At 44.5% G+C, this 19,265-nt stretch carries 23 protein-coding genes; 14 read left to right on the forward strand and 9 right to left on the reverse strand.

All coding sequences use genetic code 11. The annotated features are described in order from the left end of the window. The first annotated feature begins 148 nt into the window (after positions 1 to 148). The 8 genes from AC0J20_RS12410 to AC0J20_RS12445 all read left to right on the forward strand — a co-directional run bounded on the left by AC0J20_RS12410 (position 149) and on the right by AC0J20_RS12445 (position 6,507). Entirely contained in the window at positions 149 to 796 is a 648-nt protein-coding gene (locus AC0J20_RS12410; protein ID WP_473021873.1) for a TetR family transcriptional regulator C-terminal domain-containing protein, read from the forward strand. Between the two features lie 5 nt (positions 797 to 801). Then, the gene (gene puuE, locus AC0J20_RS12415) at positions 802 to 1,704 is read left to right on the forward strand and encodes an allantoinase PuuE (RefSeq protein WP_473021905.1); all 903 of its coding nucleotides are present in this window, start codon (positions 802 to 804) and stop codon (positions 1,702 to 1,704) included. A gap of 220 nt (positions 1,705 to 1,924) precedes the next feature. Then, entirely contained in the window at positions 1,925 to 2,506 is a 582-nt protein-coding gene (locus AC0J20_RS12420) for a hypothetical protein (protein WP_473021874.1), read from the forward strand. A gap of 129 nt (positions 2,507 to 2,635) precedes the next feature. Next, on the forward strand, positions 2,636 to 3,367 hold the full coding sequence (locus AC0J20_RS12425; RefSeq protein WP_473021875.1) for a hypothetical protein: 732 nt from the start codon (positions 2,636 to 2,638) through the stop codon (positions 3,365 to 3,367). Positions 3,368 to 3,716: 349 nt separating this feature from the next. Further along, on the forward strand, positions 3,717 to 4,031 hold the full coding sequence (locus tag AC0J20_RS12430) for a hypothetical protein (protein ID WP_473021876.1): 315 nt from the start codon (positions 3,717 to 3,719) through the stop codon (positions 4,029 to 4,031). A gap of 82 nt (positions 4,032 to 4,113) precedes the next feature. Then, on the forward strand, positions 4,114 to 4,716 hold the full coding sequence (locus tag AC0J20_RS12435) for an exopolysaccharide biosynthesis protein (protein WP_473021877.1): 603 nt from the start codon (positions 4,114 to 4,116) through the stop codon (positions 4,714 to 4,716). Positions 4,717 to 4,757: 41 nt separating this feature from the next. Next, entirely contained in the window at positions 4,758 to 5,378 is a 621-nt protein-coding gene (locus tag AC0J20_RS12440; RefSeq protein WP_473021878.1) for a class I SAM-dependent methyltransferase, read from the forward strand. Then, entirely contained in the window at positions 5,371 to 6,507 is a 1,137-nt protein-coding gene (locus tag AC0J20_RS12445) for a helix-turn-helix transcriptional regulator (RefSeq protein WP_473021879.1), read from the forward strand. The genes AC0J20_RS12440 and AC0J20_RS12445 overlap by 8 nt, the downstream gene beginning before the upstream one ends. Here the strand turns inward: AC0J20_RS12445 and AC0J20_RS12450 are convergent. The 9 genes from AC0J20_RS12450 to lolB all read right to left on the reverse strand — a co-directional run bounded on the left by AC0J20_RS12450 (position 6,491) and on the right by lolB (position 12,836). After that, positions 6,491 to 7,102, reverse strand: a complete 612-nt coding sequence (locus AC0J20_RS12450; RefSeq protein WP_473021880.1) for a hypothetical protein — start codon at positions 7,100 to 7,102, stop codon at positions 6,491 to 6,493. The two genes, AC0J20_RS12445 and AC0J20_RS12450, sit on opposite strands and share 17 nt — an antisense overlap. After that, positions 7,099 to 7,245 carry a DUF6326 family protein gene (locus AC0J20_RS12455; RefSeq protein ID WP_473021881.1) on the reverse strand — a complete coding sequence of 49 codons (147 nt, stop codon included), beginning with the start codon at positions 7,243 to 7,245 and terminating at the stop codon, positions 7,099 to 7,101. The genes AC0J20_RS12450 and AC0J20_RS12455 overlap by 4 nt, the downstream gene beginning before the upstream one ends. After that, positions 7,190 to 7,528: a DUF6326 family protein gene (locus tag AC0J20_RS12460; RefSeq protein ID WP_473021883.1), complete on the reverse strand. Its 339-nt coding sequence runs from the start codon at positions 7,526 to 7,528 to the stop codon at positions 7,190 to 7,192. Before AC0J20_RS12460 ends, AC0J20_RS12455 begins: the two co-directional genes overlap by 56 nt. Before the next feature lie 195 nt (positions 7,529 to 7,723). Then, a complete protein-coding gene (gene ychF, locus AC0J20_RS12465; RefSeq protein WP_229527573.1) occupies positions 7,724 to 8,815 on the reverse strand; it encodes a redox-regulated ATPase YchF in 1,092 nt (363 codons plus the stop codon). A 22-nt stretch (positions 8,816 to 8,837) separates the two neighbouring features. Continuing rightward, positions 8,838 to 9,419, reverse strand: a complete 582-nt coding sequence (pth, locus tag AC0J20_RS12470) for an aminoacyl-tRNA hydrolase (RefSeq protein WP_473021884.1) — start codon at positions 9,417 to 9,419, stop codon at positions 8,838 to 8,840. A 5-nt stretch (positions 9,420 to 9,424) separates the two neighbouring features. Further along, positions 9,425 to 10,051, reverse strand: coding sequence for a 50S ribosomal protein L25/general stress protein Ctc (locus tag AC0J20_RS12475; RefSeq protein WP_229527571.1), 627 nt, complete (start codon positions 10,049 to 10,051; stop codon positions 9,425 to 9,427). 215 nt (positions 10,052 to 10,266) lie between these two features. Further along, positions 10,267 to 11,214: a ribose-phosphate pyrophosphokinase gene (locus tag AC0J20_RS12480; RefSeq protein ID WP_229527570.1), complete on the reverse strand. Its 948-nt coding sequence runs from the start codon at positions 11,212 to 11,214 to the stop codon at positions 10,267 to 10,269. Positions 11,215 to 11,389: 175 nt separating this feature from the next. Then, on the reverse strand, positions 11,390 to 12,247 hold the full coding sequence (gene ispE, locus AC0J20_RS12485; RefSeq protein WP_229527569.1) for a 4-(cytidine 5'-diphospho)-2-C-methyl-D-erythritol kinase: 858 nt from the start codon (positions 12,245 to 12,247) through the stop codon (positions 11,390 to 11,392). A gap of 10 nt (positions 12,248 to 12,257) precedes the next feature. Further along, a complete protein-coding gene (gene lolB / locus AC0J20_RS12490) occupies positions 12,258 to 12,836 on the reverse strand; it encodes a lipoprotein insertase outer membrane protein LolB (protein WP_377307039.1) in 579 nt (192 codons plus the stop codon). Positions 12,837 to 13,110: 274 nt separating this feature from the next. Between lolB and hemA the strand changes: the two genes are divergently transcribed. The 6 genes from hemA to AC0J20_RS12520 all read left to right on the forward strand — a co-directional run bounded on the left by hemA (position 13,111) and on the right by AC0J20_RS12520 (position 19,252). Next, on the forward strand, positions 13,111 to 14,382 hold the full coding sequence (gene hemA / locus AC0J20_RS12495; RefSeq protein ID WP_473021887.1) for a glutamyl-tRNA reductase: 1,272 nt from the start codon (positions 13,111 to 13,113) through the stop codon (positions 14,380 to 14,382). Between the two features lie 6 nt (positions 14,383 to 14,388). After that, positions 14,389 to 15,477, forward strand: coding sequence for a peptide chain release factor 1 (gene prfA, locus AC0J20_RS12500; protein WP_473021888.1), 1,089 nt, complete (start codon positions 14,389 to 14,391; stop codon positions 15,475 to 15,477). Positions 15,478 to 15,489: 12 nt separating this feature from the next. Further along, entirely contained in the window at positions 15,490 to 16,347 is an 858-nt protein-coding gene (gene prmC / locus AC0J20_RS12505) for a peptide chain release factor N(5)-glutamine methyltransferase (RefSeq protein WP_473021889.1), read from the forward strand. A 54-nt stretch (positions 16,348 to 16,401) separates the two neighbouring features. Continuing rightward, entirely contained in the window at positions 16,402 to 17,961 is a 1,560-nt protein-coding gene (locus AC0J20_RS12510) for a response regulator (protein ID WP_229527564.1), read from the forward strand. 51 nt (positions 17,962 to 18,012) lie between these two features. Continuing rightward, positions 18,013 to 18,378 (forward strand): SirB2 family protein, encoded by a 366-nt coding sequence (locus tag AC0J20_RS12515; protein ID WP_229528028.1) that lies wholly within the window; start codon positions 18,013 to 18,015, stop codon positions 18,376 to 18,378. Positions 18,379 to 18,439: 61 nt separating this feature from the next. Further along, positions 18,440 to 19,252: a SirB1 family protein gene (locus AC0J20_RS12520; RefSeq protein ID WP_473021890.1), complete on the forward strand. Its 813-nt coding sequence runs from the start codon at positions 18,440 to 18,442 to the stop codon at positions 19,250 to 19,252. The last annotated feature ends 13 nt before the right edge of the window (positions 19,253 to 19,265 follow it).

Below are 19,265 nucleotides of genomic sequence, written 5' to 3' on the forward strand. Positions count from 1 at the left end.
CGCTAACTAAAGTCAGACAATGCCTTTTTGTTATAGCCTAAATTAACTGTAGTACCTGTTATAGTATGGCGCTTTCTGCGAAGATTAATATATATTGTTTGCAGCCATCGCTATCAGAAATTGGAATACCGATAGAGGAAAAGAATCAGTGCTAGTGCAAAAAAGCGTCAAAAAGAACGTAAAGGGCAGTGTCAGACAGGCAAATTACGGTAAAATTATTAAAGCTGCGGTGACTGTATTTGCCACGAAAGGTTATCAGGGAGCTACTGTACAGGAAGTGGCAGAAAAAGCCGGATTACCCAAAGCTAACGTACTTTATTATTTCAAGTCCAAACAGGGCATCTATGAAGCCGTGTTGAGCGATATTTTGTCTCTGTGGAATTCCAGTTTTGATCACGCAACAGCGCAGGATGATCCGGCGGTCGCCTTGTCGCGTTATATCCGCGAAAAACTGGAAATATCCCGCACTTACCCCGAAGCCTCTAAAATCTTTGCGATGGAAATGATCAAAGGAGCAGAGCAACTGTCTGATGAAATTAAGGCCGGCATGGTTAGCTGGTTTCAATCTCGTATTGCCATTATTCAGCAATGGATTCAGGACGGCAAAATGGCCAATGTGGACCCGGCGATGTTGATGTTTCAGATTTGGGCTACCACCCAGCATTATGCTGATTTCTCCTCTCAGATCAGTATATTAAAGGATGGCAAGATGTTGAATAAAAAAGGCTTCCAGGATGTTGGCGATTACCTGTGTCGCTCAATTTTGAGCAGTTGTGGCCTGAAAGTACCGGAATAAAAGTTATGGCCAGTTATCCCAGAGATTTAAAGGGTTATGGCGCCAATCCGCCGGATATCAATTGGCCCGGTGGGGCGCAGATTGCGGTACAGTTTGTACTTAACTATGAAGAAGGCGGCGAAAACTGCGTTTTACACGGTGACAGCCACTCAGAAATATTTCTTTCAGAAATTATAGGCGCCCAGGCTTATCCTGATCGCCACCTGTCCATGGAGTCCATCTACGAATACGGCAGCCGCGCCGGATTTTGGCGATTGCACCGATTGTTTCTGGAGCATCATATCCCAATCACGGTGTTTGGTGTCACTATGGCGATGCAACGCAACCCGGAAGCGGTACAGGCCATGTTGCAGGCAGACTGGGAAATTGCCAGTCACGGATTGCGTTGGATTCATTATCAGGATATGGACATAGCTCAGGAACGCCAGCAAATTGATGAGGCCATCAGACTGCATACACAGTTAACCGGCAAAGCGCCGGTTGGCTGGTACACAGGCAGAACCAGCCCAAACACACTTAGATTAATCGCCGAACGAGAAGATATCCTCTATTGCGCAGACAGTTATGCGGACGATTTGCCTTATTATGATACTCAAAATGGCAAACCCCTGTTGATGGTGCCTTATACCCTGGATACTAACGATATGCGCTTTGCAACCGCGCAGGGTTTTAATAGTGGGGAACAGTTCTATCAGTATCTCAAGGATGCCTTTGACATTCTCTATGAAGAAGGGCAGATGCAGCCTAAAATGTTATCCATTGGCTTACATAATCGCATCATTGGCAGACCTGCCAGATTCGCTGCTTTAAAACGTTTTGTAGAGTATGTAAAAGCAAAAGATCACGTTTGGTTGTGTACCCGGGAACAAATAGCCCGACACTGGGCGGCGGAGCATCCATTGAAGTAATTTATTTATTATCAAATCGTATGTGCATATTTTTTGCTTTGATAGACGACGTTTGACGTTTTTCTTAAACACATCAATGGTGTTGGTTCTGATACCTGTATTTACAGGGGTAAAAAATAAGGCTAAGGTGTTAAAAATGTGAAATATGATAAATGTCTTGTTTACGTAGTACATTTGTCATCTATAAAGATCTTGTGAGTAAATTAGGAATTGGTCACATATGGATAATGTTGAGTTAGAACGCCGAGCAAAAATCACACATGAAAATTGTGATGGAATTCAACCAATGCATATGGCTTTTTATAGACAATCTATTCATTATTCCGCAGAACGTTGTTTAAATGCTTTTGAACGATATGATTCTATGGTTGGTAGCGATGATGCTTATGAATTGATTAGTTCAATTCAGGAAGCTATTGGTCACGCAGCGGCACTGTCTCGATACTTTTGGCCAACCACAATGGGGAAAAAGAAAGAAATCCCCGAGCAATTAGCCATGAGGCAAAGCCGAGGAATAAAATTAAAAAAACATTTTGGTGTTACCGATGATTCTCCTATTGCAAATAGAGACATACGTAATGCTTGGGAGCATTTTGATGAGAAATTGGATACATATGTAATTTCTCATGATGCTGGCTTTTTCTTTCCTTCTCCAATGATTGGTCATCATGAAACCGTTGACGAGCCAGCAGGAAAAATATTCAAGCTAATTGACCCCAGCAATGAAGTACTTATCTTACTGGGTAGGAAATTTTTTTATCGCCCCATACGTGATGAAGTAGAAAGAATTTTTAAAAAATAGCACGGCTTAGTTTACTTATATCAAGTCGCTTATAAGGACAAAAAACAGTTGGCTGTTTTCGATTCTCAACATTTTAGCCAACAATATTTTGCTTCTTAACGAGGCGTTAAGTTTATCTCAGGGTTAATCATGACTGTAATTGAAAAGTATAAAGTTGGAGACACTACATCAGGCGGAGAAACTATATCTCACATATTTGGTTGTAATGAAATAGCCATTGTTTTCTATAACTCTGACGATTTACTTCGGTGGGAAACCACTTGTGAAAATAATATTTTTTCGACTGCTGTTGATAAGTTTTATTCCTTAGATAGTCAAATTCCTTCAACACTGCCAGAAGAAATAAAGATGCCTATTGAAACTGAATTGGCTTCAGCTTTGCATCACGCATTTTCATGTGAAAAACCGGATGAAATAGATAAATTTTTCCAAAATGTGGAAAAACGAATATCGTTATTGCTATCGCCAAATCAAGCGAAATTATGGTTAGTGTTGTATGGCTTAAGCTCATCTGTCGCGATAATTTTGTTGCTATTATTCATATCAAGAATCAGCAGTTCGTTACATTTAAATTTATTTCTTTGTGGTGGGGCAGGTGTACTAGGCAGTACAATATCTCTCATGCAAAGAAATACTAAAGTTTCTATAAACTTAGAAGATGGTAAAGGGTATATTTTTCTTCAGGCAGCATTTATTCCCATTTTAGGGTTGTTCTCTGGTTTATGTCTTTACTTACTTTCAAATTCAGATCTTGCCTTTAGTTTTGCCAAAAACAACATATATAACTTAATGTCGCTAAGTATAGTGGCAGGCTTTTCTGAAAGATATATCCCTGACCTTTTTCAAAAAGTAAGTAAATAGAATTAACAAGTGCCTAAACCAAAGGGGCGCGATACAGCAGACTGCGCTCCTTCGTCGCTAAGTTTAGTCTCTATTTTTCTCCGGTTAGGCAAACGTTAGGAATCGCAATAGGTTAACGGGATAAAAAAGGGCAGGTTTGTTGAAAATCAACATTCTTCCTTCAAAGAACTTGACTCCTTTGTTTACATCAAAAACAAAAGATCACGTTTGGTTGTGTACCCGCGAGCAAATTGCTCAACACTGGCAGACAGAACATCCATACAGCCAAGATTAGTTCGACGAGTTGCTACGTCTGTTGGAAGATGCGTTTACCACTTGCTAGTGGCAAATTTACAGGAGTTATTTGAATATGAATGGCATGCTCATCGTCTTTATATCGCTTAACCTGTTATCAGGTATTTTTGTCTATTTGGGTTACCTGATCGCATTTGGCCACAGGCGCGATCTTATTTCTGGGTACAGAGAAGGGGAATATAAAGAGCCTGAAAAGTTTGGCAAGTTGATGGGCATGTCACTGTTCTTCTCAGCCGCAATTAACTTTGCTATTTCAATTGCGTTAGTCATGTATTTTGAACAGTCAGACTTTTTCGCTGGTTATGGTGCCTTGATTGTCGCACCGCCACTTATTGCAGCCTTGTATGGCAATATTAAGTATCGCCATTAGCTATTGGTAGAACCTGTGTAATTGACCTAAAATCGGAACAATCGGAACAATCGGGACAAGAACAGTTCAATGGTGAAGTAGTTTGACGCACAATAAAAATACTGACAAAACGCTGTTTACCATTCCTGAGACGCCGCGAACTCGCACCTCTGATGTCCTTGTTTCTCTGATTGAGCAGTGCGGTCAGGAAAAAATCACTTTGCGAATGTTGACGGACCGCATGGGAGATCGGACTTTCGGTTTGCTACTGATACTCCTGTCTATTTTTAATGTGATCCCGTTTGTATCCCTGTTTGCTGGTATCCTGATCATGTGCCTGGGTATCCAGATGAGCTTTGGGCGCACTAAGGCCTGGTTACCCAAATTTATCCTGGAACGCCCGCTTAGTGGACCCAGTGTGGCTAAAGCCTTACTGACTTTTGAGCCAAAAATCAGGGCGATAGAGCGTTTTTTAAAACCGCGCTGGCAATTCACCGAAGCTTTTATTGTTGACCGTATTAATGGTTTTATCATTATCTTGTTGGGGGCCATTATCACATTGCCGGTACCATTTACCAATTTAGGACCTGCTCTGGTGTTGATGATTATGGGACTGGGATTGTTAGAGCGTGATGGTTTAGTGCAAGTTGCAGCGGCGCTGCTGGGAGTGAGTGTGATGACCGGATTGTTTTTCCTGGTTTTTTGAACATCACAGAATTTAGAACGATAAAGTAAAAGAAAACTGCAATGAAGCCAATTGAAACAGGCAAAGCCTACGACCAAATTACCCATTTGTGGCAGCGAGAATCCTTTAATCGCCAGAATGGTATTGCAGCCCATGAAAAAGCGCTGGGCTTTGCACAACCCGAGGGAAATGCGTTGGATATTGGTTGCGGCTGTACCGGGCGGTTTCTTGATTTATTGGTATCTCGTGGCTATCAATATTCGGGATTAGATGTTTCGGCAAAGATGATTGAGCTGGCTCGTCAGCGTAATCCTGATGTGTGTTTTTATCATCAAGACATCTGTGAGTTTAATTTAACGCAGCAATACGATTTCATCACAGCCTGGGACAGTATCTGGCATATTCCATTGGATATGCAAAAACCAGTGCTGAATAAGATTATTGCGGCACTTAATCCCGGTGGTGTATTTATTTTTTCTTTTGGTGGTACGGAAGAGGCAGGGGACCATCAAAATAAAGCAATGGGGCCAGAAGTCTATTATTCCTCGTTGGGCTTAAATGGGTTTTTAACTCTGTTTATGGACGCCGGTTGTATTATTCGCCATCTGGAGTTTGATCAGCATCCCGAATTACACACTTATCTGATAGTGGAAAAGGCGATATCAGAGCAAAACAATGATTAATCTGTTTCCCACCGTTTTATACTCCTGCATGCTGGGCATGGTGTTAACGGCCTTGTTGCAGGTTTTTAAAAGACCAGCACAAAAGCAAAACTTTTATCTTCAGGGACTGTTTGTGTTATTGCTCGTCCATTTGCTGGGTGAACTGTTCATTTATTCCGGTGCCTACGTTTATGCGCCCGGTTTGGCAGGGTTGCAATTGCCTTTCAGAATACTGTTGGGGCCAGCTTTGTATCTTTATGCTCATGCCACTATGTCTGCTGAAAAAGCCGTGGATAAAAAGATTTTGTGGTTAGCTGCTGCCGGTCCGATTTTGGTGGTTGTGGCGATGTTGCCCTTTATGTTTTTGATTAGCCCGGCAGAAAAGCTGGCACTGGCAAGTCCTGCCATACGCGATCCAGAATTGTGGCGCATTGCATTGTTTACCTGCTTGTTTAGCACCGTAACATTTATCGTGTTTACCGCTGTTTTTCTAATATTATCGCTGAAATTGCATAGCGCTCACGTGCAACAACTTATGGAGCGGTTTTCTGAGATAGAGCACAATTCACTAGCCTGGTTTAGATCCATTTTGTGGGTTTGGGGCGCCGTATGGCTACTGTTTTCAGTGGAGTTTATGGCGGGGGCGATGGGTTGGTTGTGGGTTGGCTCTGGTAAGCTGCTGCCAACACTTGAAGTTATTGCCCTGGGAATTTTTATTCAAAAATCGCTGGCACAGAAAATATTAGAGCAATCGGAAAAAGGCGCACCTCGCACCAGTCAACCTCGCGAAGCCATTATCAGCAGTGAGAAGATGCAATTAATTGCTTCCAAACTTCACAGGGCTATGGTTGAAGACAAGCTGTTTTTGCAAGACGACTTGTCGCTGAACAGGTTATCTCAGGCAATAGCAGAGACGGAAAACCATATTTCAGAGACCTTATCGCAACATCTGAACACGCGTTTTTTTCAGTTCGTCAACCGTTATCGGGTGGAAGAAGCAAAGCGGGAATTAGCGCAGAGCGACAAATTAATCACGACTATCGCCTTTGTTGTCGGTTTCAACTCTAAATCCACATTTAATACCGCCTTTAAAAACATGACGGGACATAGCCCGTCAGCTTATCGGAATCTGTCTAATCAACAATGTTAACCTGCTTACCCGGCGACTTTTTTAGGAAAATGCCAATGGCCAAAAAGGCTAGGGCAATAACACCGTTGGTATAGTAATCCAGCGATAGCGCCGTCTCTAGTCCTTTGAATAAAGCTACCAGTAACATTAATGCCCACATGGAAACCGGAATTAAAAGTAATACTCCGGCTTTCTTTTGCGTTCCCTGTTTTAAAAAGGCAATTCCATAACTTAAAAAAGCCAATACCATGGATATCATAAATAGGGCGATGAGAGCTGATAGTGCTGGAGGTGTGGGATCTGGTAGACCCTTACCGAACAAAGCTACTGCGAATATCCAGATTGCAGCCAGGCACAAACACAGGCTTGCGAGCATTGCAAAGAGTAGGCCTCCTCGGGCCGGTGATTGAGCTTGAAGGGATACTCTGGGATACAGTTTTAACAAACCAATCAGACTAAATGTGAAAGCGGTAATAGCTGGAATGGCAGCCCACATAATCGATAATTGAAAGTCTGAGAAGTAACGAACCCACAGTAAAACGGTGTTTAGCAACAAGAATAGACTGGCAATCAAGAACATAGCAGCGTCCCATGAATATGGTTTATTTGTCTTCATTGATAACTCCCTTCCTGAGTTTCTGGATTTTGTTTCCAGGTAATCGCTAAATAAATAATGAGCAGGCCGGTACTGATCTCAAAAAAACTAAAAAAACATATAGTGCAGCGTGCCTCCCATGAATACGGTAAAGGCTTGCACACTTGTGGTAATTACACCTGCAATGATGTTGCTGTATTTATTGAGTTTGGTAACCAGTATCAGGGATAGCGGAATCATCAGCATCGGTATTTGCAAAATCACTGAAAACATCAATAGAAATTCTTCCGTGATAGGCATGCCTGAGGGGCCTCCGGCTAAAATGACTTCTAAGCTTTTTGCCAGATGTAGGGTAAACACATCGCAAAAGATGTAGTTCACCGTCAGGAAAGTCCAAAGTAAAGGCAACAGGTGTTTGCGGTTACCATCCCAGTCAAATATTTTCATAGCTATCCTTTGTTCACTTAACAAAATTCGATATGAAATTTGCCTTAAACAAGGTGTGTCGTCGTCTGAATGGGCCTATTCGAACCTATTTTTTGTAAAAACAGGTTTAGGTGATGGAGTATTGAACAATTGAGGGGAGATTAATCAGATCAAAAAAGGCGGTGTTAAACCGCCTTTCTAAATAAACTTTTAAGATTAAACATTAAATCTGAAGTGGATAACGTCACCGTCTTTAACCAGGTAATCCTTACCCTCAAGACGCCACTTTCCGGCTTCTTTAGCACCTGATTCTCCATTGCAGGCAACGTAATCGTCGTAGCCAATCACTTCAGCACGGATAAAACCTTTTTCAAAATCCGTGTGAATTTTTCCGGCTGCCTGTGGTGCAGTTGCACCTTCAGGGTAAGTCCAGGCCCGCACTTCTTTTACACCGGCGGTGAAATAGGTTTGCAGGGTTAACAGACTATATCCACCGCGAATTACGCGGTTAAGGCCTGGCTCATCCAGGCCCATTTCTTCCATAAAGTCTGCTTTTTCGTCGTCTTCCAGCTCGGCAATTTCGGATTCGATAGCAGCACAAACAGGCACCACTACCGCGTTTTCCTGTTCTGCAATTTCACGTACTTTGTCCAGATACGGATTGTTTTCAAAACCGTCTTCATTCACATTGGCAATGTACATGGTTGGCTTAAGCGTAAGGTAGTTCATGTAGCTGATCGCAGCAGCTTCTTCTTTGCTCAGAGAAAGTGAACGCAGTGCTTTACCTTCATCCAGATGAGGCTTAACTTTTTCCAGTACTGTCATCTCAAATTTGGCATCTTTGTCACCACCTTTGGCGCGTTTACCAACGCGAATTAACGCTTTTTCGGTGGTTTCCAAATCTGCCAAAGCCAGCTCGGTATTGATAACTTCGATATCATCTTGAGGGCTAACCTTGCCCGCTACGTGCACAATGTTGTCGTTTTCAAAGCAACGTACAACGTGGCCAATAGCATCAGTTTCACGGATGTTGGCCAGGAATTTGTTGCCCAGACCTTCACCTTTAGACGCCCCGGCAACCAATCCGGCAATATCCACGAATTCCATGGTAGTGGCGATCACTTTTTGTGGCTTGACGATTTCAGCCAGCTTGTCCAAACGCAGATCCGGTACCGGCACAACACCGGTGTTTGGTTCGATTGTACAAAACGGAAAGTTTGCCGCTTCGATACCCGCTTTGGTGAGTGCATTAAACAGAGTTGATTTACCTACATTCGGTAGGCCAACGATGCCACATTTAAAACCCATTGTTTTTCCTTTTTAAGCAGAGTCAGCCTTTAAATGAATGCAAGCGATTCATTGCGGCTTTAATATCTTGTTTAAACAGTATATCGATACAGCGCAACGCTTCGTCTATTGCCGCATCCATTTTATTTTGATCTTTCGCCGAGGCTTTACCCAACACGTGACCGGTTACACGATCACGGGAGCCTGGGTGTCCGATGCCAACGCGCAAGCGCAGGAATTCTTTGTTATTGCCAAGTGCTTTGACAATATCGCGAATGCCGTTTTGGCTGGAACTGCCACCGACTTTGAATTTAACGATACCAGGTTCGAGATCCAGCTCGTCAAAAGCCACTAACAGATTCTCTGGTTGTAATTTGTAGAACTGCATTACCGCACCGACGGATTGACCGCTTTTATTCATATAAGTGGTGGGGATAAGCAAGCGAACATCCTGACCGGCTATAATGCCTCGACCAGTTAAACCAAAAAATTTGTTATCAGCTTTAAGGGGAATGTTTGATTGTCGAGCCAGTTGTTCTACTACCCAACTGCCCGCATTATGGCGTGTGTTTTGATATTCGGGGCCCGGATTTCCCAGGCCCACGATAAGACGAATATCTGACAAGCAGATTATTCCTCTGTAGTCTCTTCTTCTGCTTCTTCAGCAGCACCGCCTTTAGCAGCCTTGATAGTTACAACTGCAACATCATGGCCTTCACCTTTAGCAAGCTCAACTGAAGTAACACCTTCTGGCAATTTAAGATCAGAAAGGTGAACAGTTTGACCTAACGCAACATCCATCAGATCAACTTCGATGAACTCTGGCAGGTTAGCAGGCAAACAGCTGATTTCGATGTCAGCAATATGGTGCTCAGCGTGACCGCCGTCAGTTTTGATCGCAGGTGCAGCTTCTTCATTCACGAAGTGCAATGGAACGTTTGTAGTTAAAGCGTGAGATGCATCTACACGTAAAAAGTCTAAGTGCATGATCTTAGGCTTGTACGGGTGACGTTGCATGTCTTTAACCAAAGCTTCAACTTTCTCGCCACCGATGTTCAGTGTTAAAACGTGAGAATAGAAAGCTTCAAACTCTTGCGCCTGGAAAACTTTGTTATGAGCTAAAGTTAATGAAACTGGCTCTTTGTCGGCACCGTACAGGATCGCAGGAACTTTATCAGCGTGACGAAGGCGGCGGCTCGCACCTTTCCCTAAGTCAGTTCTGACTTCTGCATCCAGATTAAAAATTGCTTCTGGCATAAATTACTCCAATAAATCTTAAAATTACGAAAATTTCGCGACCAAAATTTTCGTCGAACGCACTTTACTGCGGAATTACAGCTGTGCTTACCCTCAAAAAAGGGCGGCGAATTCTAACATTAGCAAAGGGGTAGCACAATCAATAGTTTGATATTTATGGAGATTAATGTGCGGGGCGGGGAGGAGTGGTCTGCAGCAGACCACTCATAGCAATATTAATGCTCGAACATTGCCGAGATAGATTCTTCGTTGCTCAGACGACGAATGGCTTCGGCTAACATTTTGGACAAGCCAAGCTGTTTAACTTTACTGACTTTTTGCATGGCCGGAGATAACGGAATACTGTCAGTGATAACGATTTCGTCAATTACTGAGTTTTCCAGGTTGCTGGCGGCATTGCCGGAGAATATAGCGTGGGTGGCATAAGCGTATACGCGATTTGCGCCATGGGCCTTTAATGCATCTGCAGCTTTTGCCAGAGTGCCGCCGGTATCAATCATGTCATCGACGATAATACAATCACGGCCTTCTACTTCACCGATAATGTGCATTACCTGAGCTACGTTGGCTTTTGGACGACGCTTATCGATGATAGCCAGGTCGATATCGTTCATTAGCTTGGCAACAGCACGTGCTCTTACCACACCGCCAATATCAGGAGAAACTACAACCGGGTTGTTAAAGTCGCGCTTGCGCATGTCTTCTAACAGAATTGGCGTACCAAAAGCATTGTCTACTGGTACGTCGAAAAAGCCCTGAATCTGTTCAGCGTGTAAATCGATAGTGAGTACGCGATCAACACCGACGTTAGATAGAAAGTCGGCAACCACTTTTGCAGTAATTGGCACACGGGCAGAGCGAACTCGACGGTCTTGACGGGCATAACCGAAGTAGGGGATTACCGCGGTGATTCTGCCAGAAGATGCGCGGCGCAGCGCGTCTACCATAACAATCAATTCCATCAGATTATCGTTGCAAGGCGCGCAAGTGGATTGAATGATGAACACATCCGCTCCCCTGACGTTCTCATGAATTTCGACACTGATTTCACCATCGCTGAATCGGCCAACGCTGGCGTGACCTAATTTAGTATATAGTCTGTCAGCGACTTTTTGAGCCAGGTCAGGCGTCGCGTTACCGGCAAAAAGCTTCATATCGGGCACTACGTTTTTCCTCAGAAAAGTAGGTGGAGCCTGTTGTTCTAACATAGGGGAGAAATAGTAAAAGCTAATGTCCCGACCCTGAAAGCAACAACTCCGTTAATGTAATTGTGTTATGGTCGGGTAAGCGTGAATTTTCGCCAGATAATCATGGTAAAAACCTGCTGCCAACTCGGTTTTAAAATTCGGGAAGTTCCTGACTTAGCCGCTTGTGTAAAGGCGATTCGACACACCCTTGAGCGACAAAACCTGAGCAATGTTCAGGTAAATCATGCAGCGCCTTTTGGGCATCTTCAGGGTGATTAAATACACCGAAAATGCTGGCTCCTGTTCCCGTCATTCTTGACGGCGCGTATTGTAACAACCACTGTAACGTATTTGCAATAACTGGATGCTTTTTACAAACCAGTGCCTGGCAGTCATTGCGGGTGTCTTCAAAACGGTAATGAGCTGTGTCGAGCAGCGCGCTATTTCTGGGTAACTCCGGATCAGTAAAAACCTCCGCGGTGGATACATGTACACCTGGGTTTACTACCAGAAAGGTTTGCTGTGTTTCTGGCGCTGCCTGAAACTGCTCGCCAACTCCGGTGGCAAACGTGGTTTTACCGTTGATAAATACCGGTACATCGGCACCCAGTTGCAACCCCAGATGTTGCAATTGTTGGTTGGTGAGATTGCATCGCCAAAGGTGGTTTAAGGCCACTAACGTCGTGGCCGCGTTGGAAGAGCCCCCACCGATACCGCCGCCCATTGGCAATATTTTGTCCACTTCTATTGTGCAGCCCTTTGAGACACCACAAAATGTTTGTAGAAGTTTGGCGGCTCTGACAATCAGGTTTTGCTCATGGGGTACTTCGGGAAAGTGGCTTAACAGTAAAATTTCAGGATCGTCGGTGATATTAAAGTGCAGTTCATCACCTACATCTAACATCTGGAACAGCGATTGCAATTCGTGATAACCGTCTGAGCGGCGACCGGTAATATGCAGAAATAAATTGAGCTTTGCCGGACTGGGCCAGTGTCGGGATAGGAACATAGCTAATTTGTTAACCTTTAAAATGCCATTCGCTAATGCGGATTTTTAATTGCAGTTTATTGTGACTCAGTAAAATGTTGTGGGGCAGCGCTGTGCCAGAAAACACCTTATAGTTTTGATATTTGACTCGCCAACCATCCTGGCTGGTAAATGACCAGAGCCTGCCATTCTCGTCCCGCTGAACAGCCTTCACGGAAGCACCAGCCTGGTTAAGACGGCCAGAAATCCAGTATTTTAAATCGTCAACCGGAATGTTCCATCCGGTATTTTGATAAATAAGGCGTGTGGCATTGCTGTCGGTAAATGTGTTGTCGTCTACTTCCAGCAGCACGCGCTCGCCCGTTTTTTGCATGGTTAGCAGTGTACCACCAATGAGTTTCGACAATCTCAACAAGTAGTCCTGATCATCTTGTTCCCAGGTCATTGAGGCGCTGAATTTTTCTTCCGGAGATTTAAACGCAATGCGACCGTCTATGGTCCAATGTTGCGGAAACTTACCGGCTACAGAGGCATCCTGGAAGCGTATTTCAGGCCTGGTCGCACAGGCTGAAAGCAACAATATTGACAGTATCACCAGTATTTTATGCAAACTTTTTCTCGCGTTGTGCAACATTAAGGACAATATCAGATGTTAATTTGTGACAGGTGCAAAAGGTTAACGTAAATCGGATAAAAGATACCACTTTAATTTTGTTAATCTATTTTTCTAATAACCGAAATAGATTATTAAGTGTTGAGCTATAGAGTAGGGTACTTTTAAATAGCTTAGGATTTGCGTAAAATGTCGCGCCTTTTGCGCCGCCGATGGCATAGTTTATTTCGGCGCGGGCTAAAATTAACATACCAGAGAACAACGGGATTCAATGTCGCTACTTACGATTGGCGTTAACCATGATACCGCTCCAGTGGAAATTCGGGAGAAGGTCGCCTTTTCTCCAGAATTATTGCTGGAAGCCTTAACAGAGTTAAATGCCTGGCAGCAAGTCAATGAAAGCGTGATCCTGTCTACCTGTAATCGCACTGAAATTTATATTGATGTAGATGATGTTTCCGCGGATGCCCTGATAACCTGGTTAGCTGATTTTCACCGTTTGCCGCACAAAGAGTTGCGGGAAATGACCTATTGCCATCAGGATACCGAGGCTGTGGCGCATCTGATGTCAGTGGCCAGTGGTTTAGACTCCCTGATTCTGGGCGAACCACAAATATTAGGGCAGCTAAAACAAGCCTATACCAGTGCCAGACATGTCGGTACGGTAAACAGTGGCTTTGAACGACTATTTCAAACTGCCTTTGCGGCGGCTAAACGAGTGCGTACCGAAACTGAAATCGGCGAAAACGCGGTATCAGTGGCGTTTGCCGCCGTACAATTAGCCAGACACATATTTACCGATGTTACCAAAAGTAAAGTGTTGTTAATTGGTGCCGGGGAGACCATTGAGTTAGTGGCCCGGCATTTGGCTGACCAGGGGGTGAAAGACATGGTTGTCGCAAACCGAACCCTGTCTCGCGGAGAGGAATTGGCCCGCCAGTTTGGTGCTTCTACTATTACTTTATCGCAACTGCATACCCGTCTGGCCGACGCCGATATTGTGATCAGCTCCACGGCAAGTCAGTTGCCTCTGGTGGGTAAAGGTATGGTGGAATCGGCACTGAAGCACCGTCGTTACAAACCCATGTTGCTGATTGACCTGGCGGTCCCCCGGGATATTGAAGAAGAGTGCAACGAATTAGATGGCGCTTTTTTGTATACGGTCGATGATTTACAAACGATAGTGGCGCAAAATGTAGCTTCCCGGCAAAAAGCCGCTGATGAAGCGAAAAGCCTGATTGTCGAAGAGGTAAACAAATGGGTTTCGTGGCAAAATCGCCAACAACACAGTGATTTGATCCGGCAATTGCGGCTAAAACACGAGAACGAAAAGCAAAAATTACTGCAACGGGCGAGGAACCTGTTGAGTGAAGGGGCTGAACCTGACATTGTGCTTACAGAGCTTGCCAATAAGCTCACCAACACGCTAAGCCATGCACCAACGCAAGCGATTAAGCAGGCCGCAGAAGCACAAGATATGACACTGTTAAACAAGTTGTCAGAAGTTTATAAACTTGAACCGAATAATGTAGAAGAGAATTAACTGTAAATGAAAGCATCTGTTGTTACTAAACTAGAAACGCTGATAGAACGTTTTGAAGAAATTCAGGTGATGCTGAGTGCGCCTGAGATCATTTCCGATCAGAACAAGTTTCGGGCGCTATCTAAAGAGTATTCGCAACTGGAAGAACTGGTTAAGTGCTTTAAGTCCTGGCAGCAGGCGGAAGAAGATTTAGCGACAGCACAGGAGATGATGCAGGAAAATGATCCTGAGTTGCAGGAAATGGCGCAGGAAGAATACAAACAAGCCAAAGACAACATCGCACAATTGGAGCAGGAACTGCAAATTCTGCTGTTGCCCAAAGATCCCAACGACGACATGAGTTGCTTTTTGGAAATTCGTGCCGGTGCTGGCGGTGATGAAGCTGCTATCTTTGCCGGTGATTTGTTCCGTATGTACAGTCGCTATGCAGAAAAACAAGGCTGGCGCATTGAAACCATCAGCGCCAATGAAGGCGAACATGGTGGCTACAAAGAGATCATCGCCAACCTGGTAGGTGATGGCGCCTATGGCACCATGAAGTTTGAATCTGGTGGTCACCGGGTGCAACGGGTACCAGAAACCGAATCTCAGGGACGCATCCATACTTCTGCTTGCACGGTAGCCGTCTTGCCAGAAATCCCTGAGTCTGAAGCAATCGAAATTAATTCTGCAGATTTGCGGGTGGATACCTTCCGGGCCAGCGGTGCCGGTGGACAGCACGTAAACAAGACCGATTCTGCAATTCGTATCACTCACCTACCTACGGGCCTGGTAGTGGAGTGTCAGGATGAGCGTTCACAACACAAAAACCGCGCCAAGGCGATGTCGGTATTGCAGGCTCGTTTAAACCAGGTGGAAGAAGATAAACGCGCCGCTGAGGAAGCCAGCACTCGTCGCAGCCTGGTGGGAAGTGGTGACCGCTCAGAGCGAATTCGCACCTATAACTTCCCGCAAGGCCGGTTGACTGATCACCGTATCAATCTTACTTTATATAAACTGGAAGATGTGATTGAAGGGGAGCTGGACGCTGTGCTGGAACCCATCAAGCAAGAGCATCAGGCAGACCTGTTGGCGTCATTGTCTGATGACCTGTAACACCTGAAATTTGTGGACAATCTGACTATCCAGCAAGCGCTTGATATGGGCATTCAGGCGCTAAAAAACCATTCAGACAGTGCAAAAACAGATGTTGAAACACTGCTTTGCGACGTTCTGCACTGCAATCGCACCAAACTCATTGTCGATGCTAATTATATATTAACTTCTGAACAAGCCTGTCTTTGGCAGGATTATCTACAGCAACGAATTCAGGGGTGTCCTGTGTCTTATATTATCGGGCATCAGGATTTCTGGACGTTGTCGCTGGACGTCAATGAATCTACCCTGATACCGCGCCCGGAAACAGAGTTGTTAGTGGAGTTAACCCTGGACCTGACGGTTGCAGATAACAGTAGCTGTCTGGACCTGGGTACAGGCACCGGGGCAATTGCTCTGGCGATAGCCAGTGAGCGCAAAGGCTGGCAGGTTACCGGTTGCGATCGGATTTCTGAAGCGGTGCAACTGGCCGCCCATAATCAACGCAAAAATCACGTAGAAAATGCCAGATTTCTGGTAAGCCATTGGTTTTCCGCGTTGGGTGAGCAAGCTTTCGATGTGATAGTGACAAACCCGCCTTATGTAGAGTCTGATAGTGCGTATCTAACTCAGGGGGACTTGCGTTTCGAACCCGGCAGCGCTTTGACATCGGGCCAAGACGGGCTGGATGACATCCGACTAATTATTCCGCAAGCGCGACAACACCTGAAATCTGATGGTTGGTTGCTGATTGAGCACGGATTTAAACAGGCTAATGTCATCCGGGAATTATTTGCTGATGCAGGGTATGAGCAAATTCAGACCCGTCAGGATTACGCTGGTCACGACAGGGTGACATTCGCTCAATTCAAGTTGCATAACCCTTTATAAAAGACTAGTTTAAAAGGTGTAAAACTAGTTATTGTCGTTATTGAGGGAAACTGGATGTCTGACGATTTTCTTTTCGCTGATGATTCTGAAGAAGAAGAAATTGAAGAGCGGGGCTCATGGAAAATTTTAGTTGTAGATGATGAACCTGAAGTTCATGCCGTCACTAAGCTGGCACTAAGCGACTTTGTGTTTCAGGAAAAAGACCTGGAATTTATCAGTGCCCACAGTGGTGAAGAGGCGAAAAAGGTCTTTATGGAGCACGATGACATTGCGGTCGTGCTACTGGATGTGGTGATGGAAACGGATGACGCCGGTCTCAAGGTGGCTGAATTCATTCGCAATGAAGCCAACAATCATTTTACCCGCATTATTCTCAGAACCGGGCAACCGGGCCAGGCTCCTGAAAAACACGTCATCGTCAATTACGATATCAACGACTACAAATCAAAAACCGAACTCACTGCGCAGAAGTTATTTACGGTTATTATCGCTACCTTGCGCTCCTACCGGGATATTATTTCTATTGAAGAAAGCCGCAAAGGACTGGAAAAGATCATTTCTGCCTCAGCAGATTTATTTAGTATCCACTCTTTGGAAAACTTCATAGATGGCATAATTCAGCAGCTCAGTTCATTACTGGGAGGCGCTACAGACGCCGCCTATATCACCAACGCACTGGCGTCTACCAGAGGTGGCAGTAGCCACGAGCTCAGTGGCTTTGTTGTCTTCTCGGGTATGAATGACAATGCCGCGGAAGTTGAAAAAGCGGTTCGCCCACTGGAAGAGGTCGTTGAAGGCGATATTCTGAACGCCTGTAAAAAGGCGTTGAGAGAAAAAGATGTGGTGTACGCTGATGATTATGTGGTTGCCTATTGCCAGAGCAACACAGAACCGGGTTCGCTGTTATATTTGTCCGGGATTCCGCGAAAACTCAATGCCAACGATAAGCATTTAATTGAGATCTTTGCCAGCCATGTGCAGGTGGCTTTTGAAAATGTGTTGCTTACAAAAGACATCGAGGACACCCAAAAAGAAATACTGCAAAAAGTGGGGCAGGCCATGGAATGCCAGCTTAGTGGTGGTCGGCATATCGAACGTATGACTATCTTATGTGAGCTGTTAGCCAGAGAGCACGGTTTGTCAGAAGATGAAATCGGGATTCTTAAGCTGGCTGTGCCGTTACACGATGTGGGCAAACTGCGTGTTCCGGTGGAGATACTTACTAAACCCGGGCCATTATCCATAGAAGAAATTGAACTGGTGAAAAAGCATGCCAATGATGGTTACGAGTTGCTCAGAGACAGTGATAAGCCCATTATAAAAACCGCCGCTTTATTAGCCAGAGAGCATCACGAGCGCTGGGATGGCAGCGGCTATCCGCGAGGTATCAAAGGCAAAGAGATCAATCTGTTCTCACGCATTGCGGCCATTGCCGATGTTTATGACGCACTGCGAGGAACGCGCTGTTATAAAGAGCCCTGGACCGTTGAAAAGGTGGTGGAAAAGTTCCAGCAAGAGCGGGGAAAACATTTTGATCCGGCGTTAGTGGATACCTTGCTGGATAATATTAAAAAGTTTGAAGCGATAATATTTGCCTATCCCGACAAACAATAATTACCATAACTGTTGTAACAATAAGAAAAACAGGAGTCTGCAGTGTACTTAATGGTTAAACATATTCATATGACGGCAATCGCCGTCAGTTTTTTACTTCTGGTATTGCGTTTTATTTGGGTGATGTCTAACAGTGGAATGATGTCGAAAAAGTGGGTGAAGGTAGTCCCTCACGTGATAGATACCGTCTTGTTAGCCAGTGCCATCACCTTGTGCATTTTGCTGGCACAATATCCGCTTTACAACGGCTGGTTGACAGAAAAAGTGATTGGCCTGATTGCCTATATTTTGTTGGGATTATTCGCATTGAAGCTGGGTAAAAACAAGGTGATAAAAAGCGTTGCTTTTGTCGGCGCGGTGGCGGTTTTTGCCATGATTGGCAAAATTGCAGTTACCAAACAAGCTTTCATTTTCTGATAAAGGATTTTCCTGCCAGTCCGATAACATCTATAAGTGTGATGTATAAAGGACAAATACCGTGATAGAGCTTAAACATGCGATTCAGCAGCATAATTTATTTAAATCTGCGCTGTTGATTTCGCGTTGTTACAAAAGTGATTTGGATATCGCGCAATCTATTTCCCAAATGGAGCAACTTATCAATCAGGCCGCTAAGTTTGTCGGTAATGTAGACGACAAATTTGCTGCTTTTGAACGCCTCAGAACCTTCTTTTATCAGCAACTGGCTTTTAGTGGCGACAGTAAAAACTATTTTGCAGCCCGCTATAATTTATTGGATGAAGTACTACAATATCGCACCGGTATCCCTGTAACTTTGGCCATCGTCTTTTGCCAGTTAGGTAATGCGCTGGGATTAAAAATGCAGGGTGTTAACTTTCCCGGGCATTTTCTGGTGCGGTTTCAGGTGTCTGACTCAAAAATTGTGTTTATCGACCCTCTCAATGGCGAATGCCTTAACTGGCAGCAACTGGAAAAAAACTATTTTAGTATCCTGGGAGAGCAGGCTGAAAAAGAGATGCCTCTGGAAACATTAGAGCCCACGGGATGTGAAGAAACCATCTTGCGGCTGCTGCAAAATCTGAAAGCTTCTTTTATCAATGAACAAAAATACCACAACGCCTTATCTACCATTGATTTGTTACTGAGCTTGTGTCCCGATGATCCTTTCGAAATTCGAGACAGAGGCTTTTTGCTACATCAACTGGATTGTCCTAAAGTCGCTGCGGCAGATTATGAGTATTTTGTGGAACGTTGTCCCAAAGACCCGTCAACAGAACTACTGCGAGCACAAATTCAAAAGTTGCGGGAAAAAATTGTCATCCACCATTAATTGGTGTCAACAG

The sequence above is a fragment of the Planctobacterium sp. R6 genome, from assembly GCF_055755215.1.

Bases quoted from the DNA above. Each gene is read 5' to 3' on its own strand.
- puuE (WP_473021905.1), top strand. From the start codon at position 802: ATGGCCAGTTATCCCAGAGATTTAAAGGGTTATGGCGCCAATCCGCCG.
- AC0J20_RS12420 (WP_473021874.1), top strand. From the start codon at position 1,925: ATGGATAATGTTGAGTTAGAACGCCGAGCAAAAATCACACATGAAAAT.
- AC0J20_RS12425 (WP_473021875.1), top strand. From the start codon at position 2,636: ATGACTGTAATTGAAAAGTATAAAGTTGGAGACACTACATCAGGCGGA.
- AC0J20_RS12430 (WP_473021876.1), top strand. From the start codon at position 3,717: ATGAATGGCATGCTCATCGTCTTTATATCGCTTAACCTGTTATCAGGT.
- AC0J20_RS12440 (WP_473021878.1), top strand. From the start codon at position 4,758: ATGAAGCCAATTGAAACAGGCAAAGCCTACGACCAAATTACCCATTTG.
- AC0J20_RS12445 (WP_473021879.1), top strand. From the start codon at position 5,371: ATGATTAATCTGTTTCCCACCGTTTTATACTCCTGCATGCTGGGCATG.
- AC0J20_RS12450 (WP_473021880.1), bottom strand. From the start codon at position 7,102: ATGAAGACAAATAAACCATATTCATGGGACGCTGCTATGTTCTTGATT.
- AC0J20_RS12460 (WP_473021883.1), bottom strand. From the start codon at position 7,528: ATGAAAATATTTGACTGGGATGGTAACCGCAAACACCTGTTGCCTTTA.
- ychF (WP_229527573.1), bottom strand. From the start codon at position 8,815: ATGGGTTTTAAATGTGGCATCGTTGGCCTACCGAATGTAGGTAAATCA.
- AC0J20_RS12475 (WP_229527571.1), bottom strand. From the start codon at position 10,051: ATGCCAGAAGCAATTTTTAATCTGGATGCAGAAGTCAGAACTGACTTA.
- ispE (WP_229527569.1), bottom strand. From the start codon at position 12,247: ATGTTCCTATCCCGACACTGGCCCAGTCCGGCAAAGCTCAATTTATTT.
- hemA (WP_473021887.1), top strand. From the start codon at position 13,111: ATGTCGCTACTTACGATTGGCGTTAACCATGATACCGCTCCAGTGGAA.
- prfA (WP_473021888.1), top strand. From the start codon at position 14,389: ATGAAAGCATCTGTTGTTACTAAACTAGAAACGCTGATAGAACGTTTT.
- AC0J20_RS12510 (WP_229527564.1), top strand. From the start codon at position 16,402: ATGTCTGACGATTTTCTTTTCGCTGATGATTCTGAAGAAGAAGAAATT.
- AC0J20_RS12515 (WP_229528028.1), top strand. From the start codon at position 18,013: ATGGTTAAACATATTCATATGACGGCAATCGCCGTCAGTTTTTTACTT.